Raw genomic sequence first — 19046 nt, 5'->3', positions numbered from 1 at the left:
CGTCAATTATTGCTGAGCGAAGAACGTGGCGTCAGCTTCGGCCTTGCTGTCGTTCTCACCCGAGATGGACACGTGCGCCGGCGACAGCAGGAACACCTTCGCGGTGACGCGCTCAATCTTTCCGTACAGACCCTGTGACAGCCCGCTCGCGAAGTCAATCAGCCGGCGTGCATCACCATCACTCATCTGCGACAGGTTGATGATCACGGGGATGCCGTCGCGGAAGCTCTCGGCAATCGACTGAGCATCGCGGTACTGCTTCGGATGCACGGTCAGAATCTCGCTGAGCTCCGTGGGTGCAGCCTGCTTCACTGCGGCGGGACGTCTCAGCGGAGTGACGGGCGCCGCGCGGTGCGGTGCCGCCTGCTGTGCCGATGTCGTCGCCTGTGCGGGTGAGGCCGGAGCGCTGGGCTGCTGAGCCTGCTCCTCGTACTCAAGCTCTTCATCGGCGAGGCCGAGGTACATCATGGTCTTTTTCAGGGGGTTCGACATCGCTTCCTCCGATAATGGTTCGTCACTCTCGAGGTTAATGGCCATACCCCCGGTTTCCGCTGATTGACGCAGGGAACTCGCCCGCGTGTCGCAGGGGGGGAAAAACACAGGCGCCCGGGTCCGCGATGCGGGCCCGGGCGCCTGCTCGGAGGCGGGAATTTCTACTTCAGGAAATCCGGAATATCAAGTTCGTCCTCGTCCGAGAACGACCCGTCAGCCGAGGAGGGGGCCGGGATGCGCTGGGGTGCACGCGGAGCAGTCCACGGCGTACGCTCGGGCTCGACCGCGGGCTCGGCATCGGCTGATTCGTCGCTGTCTCCGCCGCTCTCCGGCTCCGCCTCGCTCGACGAGACAACGCCGCCCGTCGTAATGACAGCATCCGTCATCGATTCGATGTGCCGCGCCGGAGGCTCGCCACCGTCGAAGCCCGCCGCGATGACGGTGACACGCACCTCGTCACCGAGCGTGTCGTCGATGACCGCACCGAAGATGATGTTCGCCTCGGGGTGCACGGCTTCCTGCACAAGCCGCGCAGCGTCATTGATCTCGAAGATGCCCAGATTGGAGCCACCCTGAATAGAGAGCAGCACGCCGTGCGCGCCTTCAATGCTGGCCTCGAGCAAGGGCGAGGCGACGGCAAGCTCCGCTGCCTTGATCGAGCGATCAGCGCCCCGGGACGAGCCGATGCCCATGAGCGCGGAACCTGCTCCCTGCATGACCGACTTCACGTCAGCGAAGTCGAGGTTGATCAGGCCAGGCGTGGTGATCAGATCGGTGATGCCCTGCACACCGGCGAGGAGCACCTGGTCAGCTGTCGAGAATGCCTCGAGCATGCTGATTCCACGATCACTGATCTCGAGGAGCCGATCGTTCGGCACCACGATCAGCGTGTCGACTTCTTCCTTCAGCGTGCCAACGCCGACTTCTGCCTGCTGCTGGCGCCGACGGCCCTCAAAGCTGAACGGCTTCGTGACGACACCGATCGTCAGGGCACCAATCGACTTTGCGATGCGCGCGACGACGGGCGCCCCCCCGGTTCCGGTGCCACCGCCCTCACCAGCGGTGACGAAGACCATGTCTGCCCCCGCCAGTGCCTCTTCGATCTCTTCCGCGTGATCTTCCGCAGCACGGCGTCCGACCTCGGGATCTGCGCCCGCGCCGAGGCCGCGAGTGATCTCGCGCCCCACGTCGAGCTTGACGTCGGCGTCGCTCATGAGCAGCGCTTGCGCGTCTGTGTTGATGGCGATGAATTCAACGCCCCGCAATCCGAGTTCGATCATGCGGTTGACGGCGTTCACGCCGCCGCCACCGATGCCGACCACCTTGATCACTGCGAGGTAGTTCTGGTTTGTAGTCACGTCCGGCCTCCGATGAGAACTTTCAACCTCTAGTTAAGGGTTAAAGTTATGCTCAGTATGCATTTCCTGAGTTTCACGTTATGCGTGCGAGGACAGCATCGTCTGCTGACACGCGGGCGTGTCGCAGAGAGGTCAGGTGATTTCAAGAAACCAGGCGATCAGCGAGGCTTGACGACAGCGTTCTCCGCGCTGGAGACGTCGTAGAGTGACACGGAATCGGGCGGATACGACGCCATCAGCGCGCTGAGCACACGCGCCTTCTCATCCGAGTCCTCAGCACTCCCCCAGCGCACCTGCGCTCCGCTGTCCGCAAAGACCAACGTCACGTCGTCCCGCGTCGACGCCGTCACTGTATCGACAGCCGCGCGCACATCATCGGGAAGCGCCCGGAGCACGGACACCGCCGCAGCGAATCCCGTGCTCTCCGGGTCAGCGTCCGTGTCGATGATCGGAAAGCCCTCGATCCGGCTCTCAGATGTCCGCAGCGTCACGCCGGCCGCGTCCACGAGTGAGAAGCCTGAGCCCGAGTCGATGAGCCCGAGCGGCTCACGCTCGACCAGACGCACGACGAGCGTCGACGGCGGCACCGCCTCGACCGTGTAGCTCTGGATCAGCGGATACTTCACGAGTGACGCCTTGATCGCCCGCTGGTCGACGAGGGGCAGCGGAGTGCCGACCTGTGACTGCAAGTCCTCGACGATGCCGTCGCTGTTGACGAGGCGCGCGCCCTCGACCGTGATCGTGCGCACGGCCATGACCGGAGAATACGCCGTCACCACGGCAGCCACGGCGACGAGTGCAACGGCACCGAGTGCGATCCACGTATTCCGCCGACGCCTGCGCTGCCGCGCGGTGAATCGGCGAACCTCAGAGCGCTCAACTTTTCGGCGTGCCCTGACAGCGTGCCTCAGCGACCAGCGTCCGGCTGCTGACTGGCTGCCCTCAGGTGGTGCGGACGCCGTCTCACGTTCAGCGGCGTCATCCGGTGCCGGAGCATCCGGATCCGTGGTCGCCTCATCAGCATCCGTTGGCCGAAACCGCCCCAGAAACGATACGGGTGCCGGGCTCGCGTCCTCGGCCGGCGCGTCCTCCTCCGGCCGGTTCTGAGGAGAAAATCCCCCGGGACGTTTCACGCGTCTGCTCCACGCTCGCGTTCGAGCGACGACAGCAGCTGCGGAATGATTTGGTACACATCGCCACAGCCGAGGGTGATGACGTAGTCTCCGTCCCGCACAATCGTCGCTGTGCGGTCTGCTGCCTGCTGCCAGTCGGGAATGTAGTCCACGTGAGCAGGGTCGGTGAAGCCCTCGGAGACGAGCGCGCCGGTGACGCCGGGAATCGGGTCCTCGCGGGCCCCGCACACGTCGAGCACGATCGTGTGGTCTGCGTACCTCTCGAGGGTCTCAGCGAACTCTCCGGCCATGAGCTGCGTGCGGCTGTACAGATGAGGCTGGTGCACAGCGATGATCCGGCCGTCTCCGATGACGCTGCGCGCAGCCGAGAGGGCGGCTGCGACCTCGGTCGGGTGGTGGGCGTAATCGTCGTAGACGCTCACTCCTCCGACGACGGCATGACGTTCAAATCGCCGTTTGGTGCCGCCGAAACTGCTCAATGCCGCGACGGCGGATGCCGGGTCAAATCCGAGTCCCGTCAGCACGGCAAAAGCACCGGCTGCGTTGAGCGCGTTGTGCACACCAGGCACGTCGAGGGAAGCCTCGTATCGCGCACCGCGATACTCGATCGTGAATGTGAGGGGCCCGGTGGAGCTGATATCCGACACGCGCACGTCGGCGTCGCGCGCTGTTCCAAAGGTGACGATGTTCTCGTGGCTCAGACGCGCGTAGACGCCCTGCGCTCCGGCATCGTCGGCAGAGATCACGACAAGCTCGCTCGCGTTGTCGGCGAAGTCGACGAACGCCGAGACAAAGTTCTCCAGTGAGCCGTAATGATCCAGATGGTCCGGGTCGACGTTGGTGATCAGCGCGACAGCGGTGTTGTACAGCAGAAACGAGCCGTCTGACTCGTCAGCCTCGACGACGAAGAGATCATCGCTTCCGGGCGCCGAGCTGACACCGAGCGATTCGATGACGCCGCCGTTCACATAGCTCGGGTCTGCACCGAGACCGAGCAGTCCCGTCACGATCATGCCTGTCGATGTGGTCTTGCCGTGCGCTCCCGCGACCGACACGAGGCGTGAATCGGCGACGAGCCAGGCGAGAGCCTGCGACCGGTGAAGAACGGGAATGCCCCGCTCTCGTGCCGCGACGAGCTCGGGATTGTCTGGCCACAGTGCGCTCGTCACCACGATGGCGTCGACGTTGCCCAGGTGCGCTGAATCATGCCCAACGTGCACGGTCGCCCCGGCGGCGCGGAGTTGGTCCACGTTGTCTGACTCACCACGGTCAGTTCCCGACACCGTGATTCCGCGTGCGAGAAAAAGCCGTGCGATTCCACTCATGCCCGACCCACCGATGCCGACGAAATGGACGGCGTCAATTCGGTCGGGAATGGGTGTTGTGAGGTCGGGCTTGATCACTGTCGTTCTTTCGGGATCGGGTTCGGTCGGCGTCAGCCGGCCAGGGCGTCGTCGATGAGTTGAAGCATACGCTGTGAGCCTTCACGCGAGCCGATATGACGGCTCTGAACAGCCATATCGTGCCGGCGGACACGGTCGTTCAACAGTGGGATCAAGGTCTCAGAGACCCAGGACGGCACGAACAGGGCGTCAGCGATGAGAAGCGCGCCATTGGCCCCGACGACATCCGAGGCATTCAACCGCTGTTCGCCGTTGCCGACGGGATACGGAACATAGACGGCGGGCACTCCCACGGCTGTGAGCTCAGACACCGTCGCCGCCCCCGCACGCGAGACCGCAAAGTCTGCGACGGCGAGAGCGAGCTCCATCCGGTCGCAGTACCTCAGCATGTGGTAGTGCTCGATCTCCAGGTCTGAAACATCGGCTTTTCCCCCGACGAGATGGATGATCTGCCAACCGGTTCCGATGATCGACTCAGCTGTTTCAATCACCGTCGAGTTGAGGCGCTTGGCGCCCTGAGATCCGCCGGTCACCAGGAGTGTTCGGCGCTCGGCATCAAGACCGAAGTGCTCGATGCCCTCTCGGCGCGAGATGTCCAGATCAATGCGCTCGATCTCCGGACGAAGCGGCATTCCCACGAAGCGCGCGTGCTTCAGGCGGGTTCCGTGGAACGCGACGCCGACGTACGAGGTGTATCGCACACCCAGCCGGTTGGCGAGCCCGGGGCGCGCGTTCGCCTCGTGAATGACGAGCGGAACGCGGGTCTTCTTGGCCGCCACATACGCGGGCGTTGCCGCATAGCCGCCGAATCCGACGACGACGTCAATGGAGCGGTCCCTGATGAGCCGCACTGTCTCGTGCCGTGCGCGGCGGAAAAGCCCGGGGAAGCGCAGAGCGGCCCCGTTCACCCGCCGGGGGAAGGGCACTTTGGGGATGGTGACCAGTTCGTAGCCGCGCTCGGGCACCAGGCGCGCCTCGAGGCCCTCCTGGGTGCCGAGGACGACAATTTCGGCGTCGGGCTCACGTTCGCGAATGGCGTCAGCCGTGGCGAGCAGCGGATTCACGTGCCCCGCTGTTCCACCCCCGGCCAGGAGATATCGAGTCATTGTCCTGCTTTCACGCGAGCATGGCTCGCGTCGTCATGGCGCGCGCATGAAAGCACGACACCGATCGCCATCATTCCCGTCAGCAACGCTGTCCCACCGGCCGAGATGAACGGCAGCGGAACCCCGAGCACGGGGAACACCCGCAGCACGACTCCGATGTTGACGAAGGCCTGCCCGATGATCCAAACCATTACTGTACCCGTCGCAATCCGAGTAAACGGGTCGGTCGATGATCGCATGATGCGCAGGAACACGATTGTCATGACGACGAAGAGCCCGAGAAGCACCACGCAGCCGATCAAGCCGAGCTCTTCGCCGATGATGGCGAAGATGTAGTCATTGGATGCTGCGGGCAGCCACGCCCACTTCTCATGCGAGTTTCCGAGGCCGCGGCCAAAGATCCCACCGCCCGCCAACGCCCATGTTCCGTGCAGCGGCTGCCAGCACAGACCTTCATAGTCCAGACACTGGGCATCCAAGAACGAGGTGATTCGCCGCATCCGGTTTTCACTCGTCAGGGCGAAGGCGGCGAGCACACCGGCTCCTGCGATGACGGGGACGGCAAGAAAGCGCAATTTGACGTTGGCGAAGAACAGGGCGCCCAGAACGATTCCCGCCATGATGCTGACCGTGCCGAGGTCATGCCCCAGCAGCACGAGCCCGATCGCAAGACCAGCGACAGGCAGCACGGGGATGAGCACGTGGTACCACTTGTGCAGAAGCGGCTGTTTGCGGGCGAGAACGGTGGCCAGCCAAATGATGAGCGCCACCTTGACCAGCTCGGACGGCTGCCCGCTCACCGGACCGATCGCAATCCAGTTGCGGTTCCCACCGTCTTCGATGCCGAGAGGCGTGAAGACCAGCGTCTGCAACACGATCGCCCCAAGGATGGCAGGCCAGGCCCACACCTTCCAGAACGAGATCGGCAGGCGGCTCATGATCAGCATCATGGGGATGCCAATTGCGGCGTAGGTCGCCTGCTTCCAGAATCCGCCGAAGAATCCATCCGAATCGAGGTACGAGTCGATCGTCGATGATGACGCGACCATCACAAGGCCGAAGACCACGAGAAAGAGCGTCACCCCGAGCAGCAGAACGAAATTCGACGGCACTGATCGTTCGATCGCGCCCAGCGAGATCCGGGCAGTGGTGAAGCCCTTCCGCTCAGTCGCCGAGCCGGTGGGGCTCTTCTGGCTCGTCATCGGCCCCACCTCCCTTAAACTCGCTGACGGCCCGTGCAAAGAGTGTTCCCCGCTGGTCGTAGCCGGTGAACTGGTCATAGGATGCTGCCGCCGGAGCCAGCAGAACGACATCCCCCTGCTGGGCGATGCCGCGTGCGGCCTCGACTGCGCGCATCATGACAGTTTCAGTGTCGGCCGGGTCGACGGCAATCACCGGTACGTCGCTCGCGTGTCGCTGCAATGCGGAGGCAACGGCCTGCTGCTCGGTGCCGATGATGACAGCACCGCGCAACCGAGCGGCGTGGCGTTCGATGAGGGGGCCGATGTCCACGCCCTTGAGAAGGCCGCCGACGACCCAGACAACCGAGTCGAATGCGGAAAGCGACGCGTCGGCAGCGTGCGGATTTGTCGCCTTCGAATCGTTGACCCAGCGCACACCGTCGTCGTCGCGTATCAGCTGAATCCGATGAGCATCGAGTGAGAATCCGAGAAGTGCCGATTTGATCGTCGCCGGAGGGACGCCATAGGCACGAGCCAGCGCTGACGCTGCGAGGATGTTGGCCACAATGTGCGGAGCGTCAAGACCGACAGGGCGCAGTTCATCGACAGTGATGATCTCGAGCGCTGAGACCCGCCTGTCGTCGAGGAACGCACGGTCGCAGAGTACGCCGTCGACGATTCCCAGATCGCTCGGACCGGGAACGCCCAGGTCGAAGCCAATCGCGCGAGCCCCCTCGGTGACGTCAGCGTTCTCGACCATTGTGCGCGTCGCAGCATCCGCTTTGTTGTAGACGCACGCCACCCGCGTGTGCTGGTAGACGCGCGCTTTGGCGTCACGGTACGCCTCGAACGACCCGTGCCATTCCAAGTGATCGCTGGAGAGGTTGAGGCACACCGCGGAATGCGGCGTCACCGCCGCATCGCTCGCCGCGAGGTAGTGCAGCTGGTGGCTCGACAGCTCGACGACGAAAACGTCGAATCCCGCGGGATCGCGCACCGCATCGAGCACGGGAACCCCGATATTTCCGCACGGAGCAACGCGATGTCCGGCCTCGGCGATGAGCGTCGCCGTCAGCTGCGTGGTTGTCGTCTTGCCGTTCGTGCCGGTGACGAGTATCCAGTCTGCGGGCGCCCCCACTTTGTCACGCACCCGCCAGGCGAGTTCGATGTCGCCCCACAGCGGGATCCGTTCGTCCACAGCCCAGCGGATGATCGGATGATCCGGTGAGAATCCGGGCGATGCCACGATGAGCTCGGGGTCGTGCTCAATGAGCTCGGTCGGCGGATTCTGCAGGTCGTGCAGCACCAGACGGGCCCCGATCACCGGAATCAGCTTCGCGTGCTCTTCCGACGCGCCCTCCGAAATGACGAGGACGTCAGCACCGAGCTCGGCGAGGGTGTCGGCGACGGAGAATCCCGTCGCGCCCAGCCCGAGAACCGCGACGCGGAGTCCACTCCAGTCGGCGTGCCAGCTCGTCAGCGCGTCGAGGCGCCCTGACGCAGCGTGCCTCGGGCTCACCGGGAGATCCATTCCAGGTAGAACGTGCCGACGCCCGCGGCCACCAGGAGCCCGCCAATGATCCAGAAACGCACGACCACCGTGATCTCAGCCCAGCCTTTGAGCTCGAAGTGGTGATGAATCGGGCTCATAAGGAAGATCCGCTTGCCATGGGTGAGCTTGAAGTACACGCGTTGCACAATGACCGATCCGGCTTCGATGACGAAAAGGCCGCCGATGAAGATCAGGAGGATCTCTGTGTGTGTCAGGATCGCAAGCGCGGCGACGGCGCCACCGAGAGCAAGAGAGCCGGTGTCGCCGAGGAAGATCTGCGCCGGTGTCGTGTTCCACCAGAGGAAGCCGATGAGCGCGCCGACGATCGCGGAAGCGACGATGGCGAGTCCGAGCGGGTCCACGACCTCGTAGCACTTGTAGGCGAGGTCTCCCTGCAGGGCCGTGCTGTAGCAGGACTGGTTGTACTGCCAAAAGCCGATCACCACGTACGAGCCGATCGCGAAGATGCTGGCCCCGGTGGCGAGGCCGTCCAGGCCATCGGTGACGTTCACGCCGTTGGACGTGGCGGTGACGATGAAGGAGATCCAGATGAAGTAGACGATGAAGCCGATGATCGTTCCGGCGAGTCCCCACTGCGTGAGCGCCAGGAAGTCGATGTTCAGGTCTCTGATGAAGGACACGGCGGTGGAGCCTGGGGTGACTCCCTGGCTGTTGGGGAAGCCGATCGCGAGCACCGCGAAGACCGCGGCAACGATGACCTGGCCGACGATCTTCTCCCAGCCACCGAGGCCGAGGCTCTGCTGTTTGCGCGTCTTCAGGAAGTCGTCGACGAAGCCCACGACGCCGAGACCGATCATCATGAATAACACGAGGAGCGCCGAAACGCTGATTCGGTCACCGGTGATGAGCATCGCCGTGAAGTATCCGAAGAGAACGCCGACGATGACGACGATCCCGCCCATCGTCGCCGTGCCCTTCTTGGCGTGGTGCGACTGCGGGCCGTCGTCTCTGATGAACTGCCCCCAGCCGAGTGCCCGGAAGAGTCGGATGAACAGCGGTGTCATAAAGAGCGAGAACGCCCCAGAGAGGGCTCCTGCGGTGAGTAGTGCGATCACGAGAACAATTCTCCCAACCGGTCGCCCAGAAAGCGCAGTCCGACCGAATTCGACGATTTCACGAGGACAGTGTCGCCGGCGCGCAGCTCCGCCGCCAGATACTCGTATGCCTCTTCAGCCGTTGGCATGAACGCTGATTCCCCTGCCCACGAGCCCTCATTGATGGCGGAAATGTGTAAACGACGTGCTTCCGGTCCCACGACGACGAGCTGGTCAATGCCGAGACGCACGGCCATGAGCCCGATGCGGTCGTGCTCATCACCCGCGAACTCTCCCAGCTCGCTCATCGCCCCGAGAACGGCGACGGTGCGGTGTTCGGACGGGGTGACGAGCGCCAGAGTCTTGAGCGCTGCCGCCATTGAGTCCGGACTGGCGTTGTAGGCGTCGTTGATGATCGTGATGCCGTCACGGCCTCCCATGACCTCCATCCGCCAGCGTTCGGCGCGCGTCACGGACTCCAAACGGCGCACGGCCGTCGCCAGGGGAATCCCGACTTCGCGGGCGCAGGCCAACGCGGCGAGGGCGTTCCAGACGTGGTGCTCCCCCAGAACCTTGAAGGCTACGGGGATGCTGTCCCCGTCGGGTGTGCTCACAGTGAACGTGGTCCCGCTCGCCGTGACGACGATATCGTCTGCACGCACATCGGCGTCCTTGTGCTCTCCGAACCACACAACGTGTGCCGACGTCTTCGTCGCCATGGCAACGACACGCGGGTCATCGCGATTCAGGATCGCCACGCCATCACTCGGAAGCGCCGCGACAAGCTCGGTCTTCGCCGCCGCTGTCTGCTCGATCCCTCCGAACCCGCCAGCGTGTGCCATTCCAACTTTCAGCTCGATCCCGATGTCCGGCTTCGCAAGCGCCGCGAGGTGCGCGATATGTCCGGGGCCGGAGGCTCCCATCTCCGAGATGAGATAACGCGTACTCTCGGTGACCCGCAGCATCGTCGTGGGGGCGCCGACCGTGTTGTTGAACGATTTGCGGGGCATCACTGTCTCAGCATCCGGAGAGAGGATCGCTCCCAGCAGGTTCTTCGTCGTCGTCTTGCCATTCGACCCGGTGATGCCGACCACTGTGAGGTTTCCCATGGCTTTGACCCGACCGACGACCTCGGCTGCCAGAGCGGCCAGAGCTTCAACGGCGTCGTGCACGACAATCTGCGGGACCTCCACGTCGACGTTGTGTTCGACGATGGCCAAAGCGGCCCCGTTGTGGACGGCAGCGTCGACGAATCGGTGACCGTCCGTGACATCGCCAGGCTTCGCAACGAAAATGCCGCCGTCGACGATCTCGCGAGAGTCCGTCTCGACATTGCCCGAGATGGTTGTGAGATCGGTGGCGTCCGTTCCCGCTGGGTCAAATCGCCCTGAAACGGCGGTGGCGACCTCGCCGAAGGTGAGAGTGATCACCGGTGCATTGTCTCCTTTGTGCGCGGTCCGTGCGATTCTGTCAGAATCGCGTCGGCCAGTTGGGAGCCGGCTCCGTCGACGGCGGGACGTCGTACGACTTCAACACCTGGGTCAGAACCTGCTGGAAGGTCGGGGCGGCGGCCGCAGACGACCTAATGGTAGTCGGATCCGCGATCGTGACAGAAACGACATACTCAGGATTCTCTGCGGGTGCCATACCGGTCATTGACACGATGTATGTCGATTTGAGTCCGCCCGAGCCATCACCCTGCTGAGCTGTCCCCGACTTCGCGGCAACCCGATACCCCGGAATCTGCAGTGTGGTCCCGAAGTGTCCCTCGGTCGGAACGCTCTCGAGCATCTGTACGGTGAGGTCTGCGGCGTTTTCAGAAACCACACGGGTTCCCGTGCTGGACGGCACGTTGGTCACGGTTCCGTCCGGCTGCACGCACCCTTCGACAAGTTGAGCGGGAAGCCGGACTCCGCCATTGGCCAGCGCCTGGTACGCGCTCACATCCTGAATGGACGTCGAGGTGAGGCCCTGTCCGAACATAGTGGCGTAGAACGTCTGGTTGTCCCATTTCTGCCACGGGTGAAGCACTCCGGACGATTCCCCGGGGAACCCAACGGCTGATTTCTCGCCGACGCCGAATTTCTGCAGATACGCGTAGCGGTCCTCAGCTGACATGCGCTCACCGAGCTGTGAGATCCCCGTGTTCGAGGATTCAGCGAGCACACCGGTCAGCGTGAGGTTCATCGGACCGTGCGGGAATGAGTCCTTGATCTCAGCGCCGTTGCTCGGGTAATACCAGCCATCGGCGACGACCTGCGTCGTGGGGTCCGCCAGCCCCGCGTCGATAAGCGACGCGGCAAGGAGCGTCTTGAACGTTGATCCGGGAGGGAACGGCGTCGTGAAAGCGCGCGCCCCGCGGTCCTCCGGATTACTGGCCGACACGTCTGTCGGATCCACGGATGGGTACTCGGCCACGGCTTTGAGCTTGCCCGTCTTGGCCTCCATCACCGTGACGATGCCCCAGGTGCCTTTGGTGGCCTCGACCTGTTCGGCGAGGCGCTGCTGGGCGTACCACTGCAGGTCCGCGTCGATGGTGAGTTTGACGGCTGCACCGTTCTCCGCGGGCTGCGTCGTTTCCATTGACCCCGGAATCGCGACGCCATCTTTGCCGCGCTGATACGCCTGGGTGCCGTTCTGCGACTTGAGACAGGAGTTCATATAGCGTTCAATGCCGGCGAGCGGCTCCTGATCTGATCCGACGAAGCCGATCAGGTTACCCGCGATCGCGCCATTCGGGTAGAAACGAGCGGGATGCTGCTTTGCATACAGCCACGGGATGTCGAGGGCGTCGATGGCCCGGTACTGGTCGACATCGACCGACTTCGCGATCCGCGCGTACAACGAGTTTCCATCCTTGTCCAAGGCATCGGAGACGATGTCGAGGATGTCTTTTCCTGAGACCCCGATGATCGCGCCGATCTCGCTCGCCGCCTGCTCGACGCTCACTTTCGACGTGGATCCATCGTCGGCGGTTCGTGTGAAGGCGTTCACGTTGACAGGAGCCACCGACAGGTCGTATCGCTTCACGCTCCCCGCCAGCACTTCGCCGTTCGCGTCAAGAATCTCCCCACGCTCGCCATAGACGACGAGCTCTCCCGAGGTCTTTGTGGATGCCTCGGCCTGCAGCTGCGCCGCGTTGACGACCTGGATGTCAATGAGCCGGATCACGAATGCGGCGAACACTCCGAGAACGCAGATGACCGCAACGAAGGCACGGCGCCTGCTGATTCGGTTCGTGTGCTGCACGTAGGTTCCTCACGACGACGCGGGCGAAATCAATGTGTCTTGGGTGACGGGAGATCGTTTTCGAAGATTACCTGCGATGGAGGCGGATTCGAGCTCGACTCGCCTGCCCCGGAGGAATCCTCAGCGCCCTGGGAGGGATCGTCTGCTGGCGGCGTAGCACTCGAGTCTTTCTCCTTCGACTCCTTTTTGCTTCCGATCGGCCCGAGCTGATCGACAAGGCTGTTCCCTACCTGGTTGTCCGCAAGGGGTCGTTCGGTCGGCTCGCCGCCAGGTCCAGGTTGGCCAAGCACGGTGCCGTCCGATAAGCGGATGTACACCGGGCTCTGGTTGATCACCATGCCGAGGGCCTGTGCGCTCTCGGCGATGTACTGCGGCGAACTCAGAACCTCGATCTGCTCGGTCAGCGACTGCTGCTTCAGGCTGAGGTCATGATGCTGTGCCCGGAGATCAGATAATTCGTACGCCCCCTGACTCAGCGCGACGCTGGAGAGCAGTTGTGCCACGACGATCCCGCTGACCGCCGCGATTGTCGTGATGGCGTAAGCGATCTTGGGGCGAGACTTCCGTACCGTGCGCAGCGGAACCGCGCGCAGCGGCGCGCGCTGTGGTTCGGTCGCCGGTGACCGCAGTGGGCGCGCCGTCTGCGCCAATTGAGTACTCATGCGTTCTTCCCCCTGATCCGTTCTGCCGCACGCAGCCTCACGGGCGTCGCGCGCGGGTTCGCGGCCATTTCGTCGTCATTCGCCCGCTCAGCCCCTCGCGTGAGCAGACGAAAGGTCGGCAGATGCTCGTCCAGCTCGACCGGCAGCCCCGCTGGAGCGCTCGACTGCGAAGCCGTGTGAAACGCTCGTTTGACGATCCGATCTTCGAGCGACTGATACGACATAACGACGATGCGCCCGCCTACCCGCACAGCATCGAGTGCCGCCGGAATCGCGTTCTCGAGCACGGCAAGCTCCTGATTCACCTCGATGCGCAGTGCCTGGAAGACGCGCTTTGCCGGGTGACCGCTTCGCCGAACGGCTGCTGGTGTTGCGTCATCGAGAACCTGAACGAGCTGAGCTGATGTCTGTAGCGGCTGCGGTGTGCGGGCGGCGACGATGGCCCGGGCGTAGCGCCCCGCGAGTTTCTCTTCGCCGTAGCGCTGAAAGATGCGGCGAAGCTCTCCCTCGCTGTAGCTGGCGAGCACGTGTTCTGCCGTGAGCTCGCTTTCGGCGTCCATGCGCATATCGAGAGGAGCATCCTGCGAGTACGAGAATCCCCGCTCTGCGCGGTCGAGCTGAAGTGACGAGACGCCGAGGTCGAAGAGGATGCCGTCAAGATGATCAGCCCCGGCAGCGTCAAGCGCTCCAGCAATGTCGTCGTATTCCGTCTTGACGAATGTGATCCGGGAGTCAAAGCGCGACAGTCTCTCGTGCGCAAGTGCGAGGGCATCTGCATCGCGATCGATCCCGATCAGCTGCACATCCGGAAACCGCTCAAGAAGTGCTTCGCTGTGACCGCCCATGCCGAGCGTCGCGTCAATGACGACCCGCCCGGAACCCTCGAGGGCGGGAGCCAGCAGCTCGACACAGCGGTCGAGGAGCACGGGAGTATGAATGTCGTTGTGTGCCATTGATTTCACCGGGCCCTCGGCGCTGATCCCCATCCGTTCGACCTGGCACCGGGGAAGTGTGTCAGGGCGCCAACGGCTGGGAGTCGGCGACGAGGGATCAGAACAGTCCCGGGATCACCTCCTCTGCGGTGTCAGAGAAGACGGATTCCTGCTCAGCGAGGTAGGTCTCCCATGCCTCGGAGTCCCAGATTTCGGCGCGGCTGCCCGCGCCGATCACTGTCAGCTCCCTGTCGAGTCCCGCATACGAGCGCAGATTCTGCGGGATCGTGATGCGGTTCTGCTTGTCTGGCGTCTCCGGGCTTGCGCCGGAGAGAAAGACGCGGAGGTAGTCGCGGGCCTGCTTCGAGGTCACCGGGGCCTGCCGGATCTTCTCGTGCATGTCCTCGAACTCTCGTGTGCTGAACACGTAGATGCAGTTCTCCTGGCCACGTGTCATGACGACGCCGCCCGCGAGCTCGTCGCGGAACTTCGCCGGAAGGATGATCCGGCCCTTGTCATCGAGCTTGGGAGAGTACGTGCCGAGAAACATCGGACCCTCCCCTTTCGCCGGCCAACGTGGAGTATTACTCCACTTTACTCCACAACCCACCACAATTTGAAGCAATTGCGGGCAATTCGAGCAAATCTATCTCATAGTTCCGCGGGAATACAAGGAATTTGAATGTGGAGGAAGGTGGAGGAAATACGGCATGTTTGGGGATGCTGCGCCCAAACGTCACCCTCAACGAGCGTCGATCGTCAGGTATTCATGCCTCTGACACGTCGACACGAGGCGATACGTGCACTCAGCGGACGGCGGAAACATGGCGGTCCGGTTGAGTGGGGCGAAGTGGAGGACGCCGGTGGAGTGGAGACTTCTCGGTGGAGATGACGGGTCGCCCTCATGGAACAGCGTGAAGCGTACGCGGACGAAGACATCTGCTGATTCATCCGGAGTCGAGTGAGATCCGCTCCAGCCGAGCACGGTGGCAGACGCTCGGCGCGGCAGAGTGGCGCGACCGGTCCACGCAGCCTGAGGGGACGCAGCGACCACGTGGAACCGAACGCTCTGGGATGGCCGCGGTGCCGGCCCAGCCGCAGAAGGCGCCAGCCGGAGATTCAAGGCATTGCGCGCACATCAGCAGGAGGTCTGCGCCGTTTCTCTTCGTTAACGCACAAAGGACCGACCTCTCGGTCGGTCCTTCTTCGGGCTCCTGCCGAAGCCTTACTCGGGGATCAGCGCTCGTTCTCCTGGCGACGATCCCAACGATCATTCATCTTGTCCATGAAGTTGCCGCGATCAGCCGTGGGCCGTCGCGTCTTCGTTCCGGTGGGCTCTGGGGCATCCTTCGACGGCTTCATCGCGAGCAGCACACCGCCGAGCATCACGATGAATCCGATGATCCCGACAAGAGGCTGTTGGATCATGACCGCGGCGACGAGCGCGCCAATGCCGACAAGCACAACGAGGCTGCCGAGAGCGATGCTTCGGTACGAGGGACGTCCGCGGCGATCGCCCGCCGTCGAGACGAAATCAGCGTCATTCCTATAGAGGTGACGCTCCATCTCATCAAGGAGCCGCTGCTCCTGTTCAGATAGTGGCATCGCCTTCCCCCTTCTCGCGAGTTCGGATGCGACTCAATGTCTGTCTCAATTCTATCCCGACCTCATGTGGCTAGGCTAGACGCGTGCCCGATCCACAGAATCTGCTTTCAATTATCCAGAATCGGCTCGACGAGTTTCTCACCGCGCGCACGACTATTCTGGCGCGTGTTGCCCCAGAGACAGCTGAGTTTTCCCGCTTCTCCAAGCAGTTTCTCAGTGGTGGAAAACGGTTCAGGGCACGTTTTTGCCATCAGGGCTGGCAGGCGGTCACCGGCGCGCAGGCCTCAGGCGCGGCAGACCCGATTGTTGGAGTCGCCTCGGCACTCGAGATCTTTCACGCGGCCGCGCTCGTCCATGATGACATCATCGACAATTCAGACACGCGTCGCGGTCTGGCCTCAGCTCACCGCCGGTTCGAGCAGCAGCACCGGGACGCGTCCTGGTCGGGAGATGCTCAGGAGTTTGGGCGCTCAGCTGCCATTCTGCAGGGCGACCTTCTTTTGGGCTGGAGTGATGAGCTTCTCGATGACGCCCTTGCAGAACTGAACGATGACGCGAGTGCTCGCCGTGCTCGCGACGAGTTCCGTCGCATGCGCACAGAGGTGACGGCGGGCCAATTCCTGGACATCCGTGAAGAGCAGGCGTGGGCCACGCACAGCGATGCCGATCAGGTGCGGCGCGCCGAGACCGTTGCCACCTTCAAATCGGCGAAGTACAGCGTTGAAGCGCCACTCGCCCTTGGGGCTCTTGCCGGGGCGGGTCGTGCGGAGCAGGTTGACGCTCTCCGCGCTTACGGACTCCCGCTGGGCATCGCGTACCAGCTCCGCGACGATCTCTTGGGAGTCTTCGGTGACGCAGCGGTGACAGGCAAACCGAGCGGAGACGATCTTCGCGAGGGAAAGCGCACGGTTCTTGTCGGCCTCACCAGGCTCGCCGTCTCGGCTTCCGATCGTGACGCCCTCGACAGGATGCTGGGCGACCCTGACCTCACGGAGGCCGACGTCGCTCGCATTCAGACGATGATCCGTTCAAGCGGCGCTCACGAGCAGGTCGAGAGCCGCATCAACGAGGCTGTGGCGACTGCCACATCGGCTATCGTCCATGCCCCGCTTGATGCCCGTGCTGTCGAGGGGCTGCTCAGCCTTGCGGATGCTGTCACACGGCGGAACGCGTAAGGACTACGCGAGAGCCTGCGCGACGCGGCGCACTTCAGATTTGCGCCCTGCACGCAGGGCGTTCAGCGGAGCATCCCCGATCGCGTCGTCCTCCTCCAGAAGCCAGTCGAGGATCTCGTCGTCTGAGAACCCCGCGTCTGCGAGCAGGATGATGGTGCCGCGTAGTTCTTTCAGCGGTTCACCGTCACGCAGAAAGCCGGAGGGAACAACAAGGATGCCGTCGCGGCGGACAGCGAGAAGCTGACGCTCTTCGATAAGCCGACGCACGCGACTCAGCCTCACGTCGAGGATCTCAGCGAGGTCAGGGATGGTGAGCCATTCGATTGCTGCGGGTTCTGTCACGTTTCGAGTGTGCCACGGTTCACGGGCGCAGACCAGCGACGCACCCGGTCGGTTCCCCACCAGCATCCTCGCCGTGCACGTTTTCGTCGGACGAGCCCACATCACTCGACCACCCGGAGCCGATCGGCGCTGCCACGGGGTGCCCGTGCCACCGTGCATCAGCAGGCATCACCCCGCAGAGATGATCTCGTCACGGCCGGTCTCTTCTTTTATAACGTTCATCACTTTCGTCCCTTTTTCCTCGTCTCTATCACAAACCACACTGTTCGCTTTCATTGACACGCTTCACATCCTTATGCAACGGTGGGGACGTTACTGGAACGTGACGAGGGGGAACGTATGTCACCGGCAGGGGTCACAAAGAGCATGGTGCCGATCGCGCTGCTGAGCGCTGTCGCCGCAGGAATGCACATCGCACCGGCACAGTCATCTGAACACCGCACAGCCGATTACGGGCCCGAGGGATTCACTCGTGGTTCCGGGCTCCCGCGTCAGACTCCGCATTTTCTTCCGGCACCCGCCTCATACACGGTCGGTGCCAGGGACAGTCTGGCTGTCATCGCCACACGCTTCGGCCTTGACGCCGAAACCGTCGCAGCGCTCAACGGCCTCGCGACAGACAGCGCCGTACATGCGGGCCAGACTCTTGCACTCACGAAAAAAGATGCAGCTGCCTCACCGAGCGCAGCATCCGCAGACACAACGTACGTCGTGCAGTCAGGCGACACGGTCTCACGTATCGCCTCACGCCACGACGTCAGCACGCAGTCGCTGCTCGACGCCAACGGCCTGAGCTGGTCATCGGTCATCTACCCCGGGCAAAAGCTCACAATTCCTGGCGCAGGGAAGAGCTCCGGGCACTCGGATTCATCGACGTCTGATTCGACGAAGTCGGACTCGAAGACGTCAGACAACGCGAAGGGGTCAACATACACTGTCGTCTCGGGCGACACACCAAGCAGCATCGCCTCAGCACACGGCATCAGCATCAAGTCACTCCTCGACGCCAACGGCCTGAGCTGGTCGTCCGTCATCTACCCCGGGCAAAAGCTCACAATTCCCGGCGCAGGGAAGAGCTCCGGGCACTCGGATTCATCGAAGTCTGATTCGAAGAAGTCGGACTCGAAAAAGTCAGACAACGCGAAGGGTTCGACCTACACGGTCGTCTCCGGTGACACCGTCAGCGGCATCGCCTCTGCGCACGGGATCAGCATCCAGTCGCTGCTCGACGCCAACGGCCTGACCTGGACAAGCATCATCTATGTCGGCCAGAAGCTCACGATCCCCGGATCCGAATCGACGGAGTCCGAATCCGGCGGGAGTTCTGACGACGATACGACGCCGCTCACCGCGGAGATGAAGACAAACGCGCAGACGATCATTCGGGTCGGGCGTTCGCTGGGTGTCAGCGACTACGGCCTGGTCATCGCCCTTGCCGCGGCCATGCAGGAGTCAAGTCTGCGCAACGTCGAACATGGCGACCGTGATTCGCTCGGGCTCTTCCAGCAGCGCACGAGCCAGGGCTGGGGCACGAAAGAGCAGATCATGAATCCGGAATACGCGGCGAAGGTGTTCTTCGTCGGTGTCTCGGGAAAGACACGTGGGCTTCTCGACATTGCCGGTTGGAAGGACATGTCAGTGTCTGAAGCGGCACAAGCCGTCCAGATCTCGGCCTACCCCGAGGCCTACGGCACGTGGGAGGCCTCCGCACGGTCCTGGCTGGCACAACTCGGTTGACAATCCCATAACGAAGCACAACGAATAGGCGCGTGTCCCGTGTGTCCGGGCGTCCACTCAGTGT

Annotated in this window: 17 protein-coding genes; 2 read left to right on the top strand and 15 right to left on the bottom strand. The window is 63.1% G+C overall.

The window, feature by feature from the left end; genetic code table 11:
- Positions 1-6: 6 nt before the first annotated feature.
- From OK352_RS14205 to OK352_RS14140, 14 genes are all read right to left on the bottom strand, one after another.
- Positions 7-492, bottom strand: a complete 486-nt coding sequence (locus tag OK352_RS14205; protein ID WP_265142156.1) for a cell division protein SepF — start codon at positions 490-492, stop codon at positions 7-9.
- A gap of 161 nt (positions 493-653) precedes the next feature.
- Entirely contained in the window at positions 654-1850 is a 1197-nt protein-coding gene (gene ftsZ, locus OK352_RS14200) for a cell division protein FtsZ (RefSeq protein ID WP_265142155.1), read from the bottom strand.
- Positions 1851-2008: 158 nt separating this feature from the next.
- Complete coding sequence (locus tag OK352_RS14195) at positions 2009-2983, bottom strand: cell division protein FtsQ/DivIB (protein WP_265142154.1); 975 nt, start codon at positions 2981-2983, stop codon at positions 2009-2011.
- Complete coding sequence (gene murC / locus OK352_RS14190; RefSeq protein WP_265142153.1) at positions 2980-4386, bottom strand: UDP-N-acetylmuramate--L-alanine ligase; 1407 nt, start codon at positions 4384-4386, stop codon at positions 2980-2982. The genes OK352_RS14195 and murC overlap by 4 nt, the downstream gene beginning before the upstream one ends.
- A gap of 32 nt (positions 4387-4418) precedes the next feature.
- On the bottom strand, positions 4419-5492 hold the full coding sequence (locus tag OK352_RS14185) for a UDP-N-acetylglucosamine--N-acetylmuramyl-(pentapeptide) pyrophosphoryl-undecaprenol N-acetylglucosamine transferase (protein ID WP_265142152.1): 1074 nt from the start codon (positions 5490-5492) through the stop codon (positions 4419-4421).
- A complete protein-coding gene (gene ftsW, locus OK352_RS14180) occupies positions 5489-6694 on the bottom strand; it encodes a putative lipid II flippase FtsW (protein ID WP_265142151.1) in 1206 nt (401 codons plus the stop codon). Before ftsW ends, OK352_RS14185 begins: the two co-directional genes overlap by 4 nt.
- The gene (murD, locus tag OK352_RS14175) at positions 6657-8192 is read right to left on the bottom strand and encodes a UDP-N-acetylmuramoyl-L-alanine--D-glutamate ligase (RefSeq protein ID WP_265142150.1); all 1536 of its coding nucleotides are present in this window, start codon (positions 8190-8192) and stop codon (positions 6657-6659) included. The genes ftsW and murD overlap by 38 nt, the downstream gene beginning before the upstream one ends.
- Positions 8189-9301, bottom strand: coding sequence for a phospho-N-acetylmuramoyl-pentapeptide-transferase (gene mraY, locus OK352_RS14170; protein WP_265142149.1), 1113 nt, complete (start codon positions 9299-9301; stop codon positions 8189-8191). Before mraY ends, murD begins: the two co-directional genes overlap by 4 nt.
- A complete protein-coding gene (gene murF, locus OK352_RS14165; protein ID WP_265142148.1) occupies positions 9298-10710 on the bottom strand; it encodes a UDP-N-acetylmuramoyl-tripeptide--D-alanyl-D-alanine ligase in 1413 nt (470 codons plus the stop codon). The genes mraY and murF overlap by 4 nt, the downstream gene beginning before the upstream one ends.
- Before the next feature lie 40 nt (positions 10711-10750).
- A complete protein-coding gene (locus OK352_RS14160) occupies positions 10751-12529 on the bottom strand; it encodes a peptidoglycan D,D-transpeptidase FtsI family protein (RefSeq protein ID WP_265142147.1) in 1779 nt (592 codons plus the stop codon).
- 29 nt (positions 12530-12558) lie between these two features.
- Positions 12559-13191 (bottom strand): cell division protein FtsL, encoded by a 633-nt coding sequence (locus OK352_RS14155; protein WP_265142146.1) that lies wholly within the window; start codon positions 13189-13191, stop codon positions 12559-12561.
- Positions 13188-14144, bottom strand: a complete 957-nt coding sequence (rsmH, locus tag OK352_RS14150) for a 16S rRNA (cytosine(1402)-N(4))-methyltransferase RsmH (RefSeq protein ID WP_265142145.1) — start codon at positions 14142-14144, stop codon at positions 13188-13190. Before rsmH ends, OK352_RS14155 begins: the two co-directional genes overlap by 4 nt.
- 97 nt (positions 14145-14241) lie before the next feature.
- On the bottom strand, positions 14242-14673 hold the full coding sequence (gene mraZ, locus OK352_RS14145) for a division/cell wall cluster transcriptional repressor MraZ (RefSeq protein ID WP_265142144.1): 432 nt from the start codon (positions 14671-14673) through the stop codon (positions 14242-14244).
- Between the two features lie 686 nt (positions 14674-15359).
- On the bottom strand, positions 15360-15728 hold the full coding sequence (locus OK352_RS14140) for a DUF3040 domain-containing protein (RefSeq protein ID WP_265142143.1): 369 nt from the start codon (positions 15726-15728) through the stop codon (positions 15360-15362).
- A gap of 83 nt (positions 15729-15811) precedes the next feature.
- On the opposite strand from OK352_RS14140, the gene OK352_RS14135 reads away from it, so the two are divergent.
- On the top strand, positions 15812-16903 hold the full coding sequence (locus tag OK352_RS14135) for a polyprenyl synthetase family protein (RefSeq protein WP_265142142.1): 1092 nt from the start codon (positions 15812-15814) through the stop codon (positions 16901-16903).
- A 3-nt stretch (positions 16904-16906) separates the two neighbouring features.
- On the opposite strand, the gene OK352_RS14130 is transcribed toward OK352_RS14135, so the two are convergent.
- Positions 16907-17245, bottom strand: coding sequence for an Rv2175c family DNA-binding protein (locus OK352_RS14130; protein ID WP_265142141.1), 339 nt, complete (start codon positions 17243-17245; stop codon positions 16907-16909).
- A gap of 339 nt (positions 17246-17584) precedes the next feature.
- On the opposite strand from OK352_RS14130, the gene OK352_RS14125 reads away from it, so the two are divergent.
- Entirely contained in the window at positions 17585-18982 is a 1398-nt protein-coding gene (locus tag OK352_RS14125; RefSeq protein ID WP_265142140.1) for a muramidase family protein, read from the top strand.
- The last annotated feature ends 64 nt before the right edge of the window (positions 18983-19046 follow it).

Source organism: Microbacterium sp. MPKO10 (genome assembly GCF_026107415.2).
In the GTDB taxonomy this organism is placed as follows: domain Bacteria; phylum Actinomycetota; class Actinomycetes; order Actinomycetales; family Microbacteriaceae; genus Paramicrobacterium.
This window is presented reverse-complemented; position numbering and strand designations above follow the sequence as displayed.

Bases quoted from the DNA above. Each gene is read 5' to 3' on its own strand.
- OK352_RS14205 (WP_265142156.1), bottom strand. From the start codon at position 492: ATGTCGAACCCCCTGAAAAAGACCATGATGTACCTCGGCCTCGCCGAT.
- OK352_RS14185 (WP_265142152.1), bottom strand. From the start codon at position 5,492: ATGACTCGATATCTCCTGGCCGGGGGTGGAACAGCGGGGCACGTGAAT.
- ftsW (WP_265142151.1), bottom strand. From the start codon at position 6,694: ATGACGAGCCAGAAGAGCCCCACCGGCTCGGCGACTGAGCGGAAGGGC.
- OK352_RS14155 (WP_265142146.1), bottom strand. From the start codon at position 13,191: ATGAGTACTCAATTGGCGCAGACGGCGCGCCCACTGCGGTCACCGGCG.
- rsmH (WP_265142145.1), bottom strand. From the start codon at position 14,144: ATGGCACACAACGACATTCATACTCCCGTGCTCCTCGACCGCTGTGTC.
- mraZ (WP_265142144.1), bottom strand. From the start codon at position 14,673: ATGTTTCTCGGCACGTACTCTCCCAAGCTCGATGACAAGGGCCGGATC.
- OK352_RS14140 (WP_265142143.1), bottom strand. From the start codon at position 15,728: ATGCCACTATCTGAACAGGAGCAGCGGCTCCTTGATGAGATGGAGCGT.
- OK352_RS14125 (WP_265142140.1), top strand. From the start codon at position 17,585: ATGTCACCGGCAGGGGTCACAAAGAGCATGGTGCCGATCGCGCTGCTG.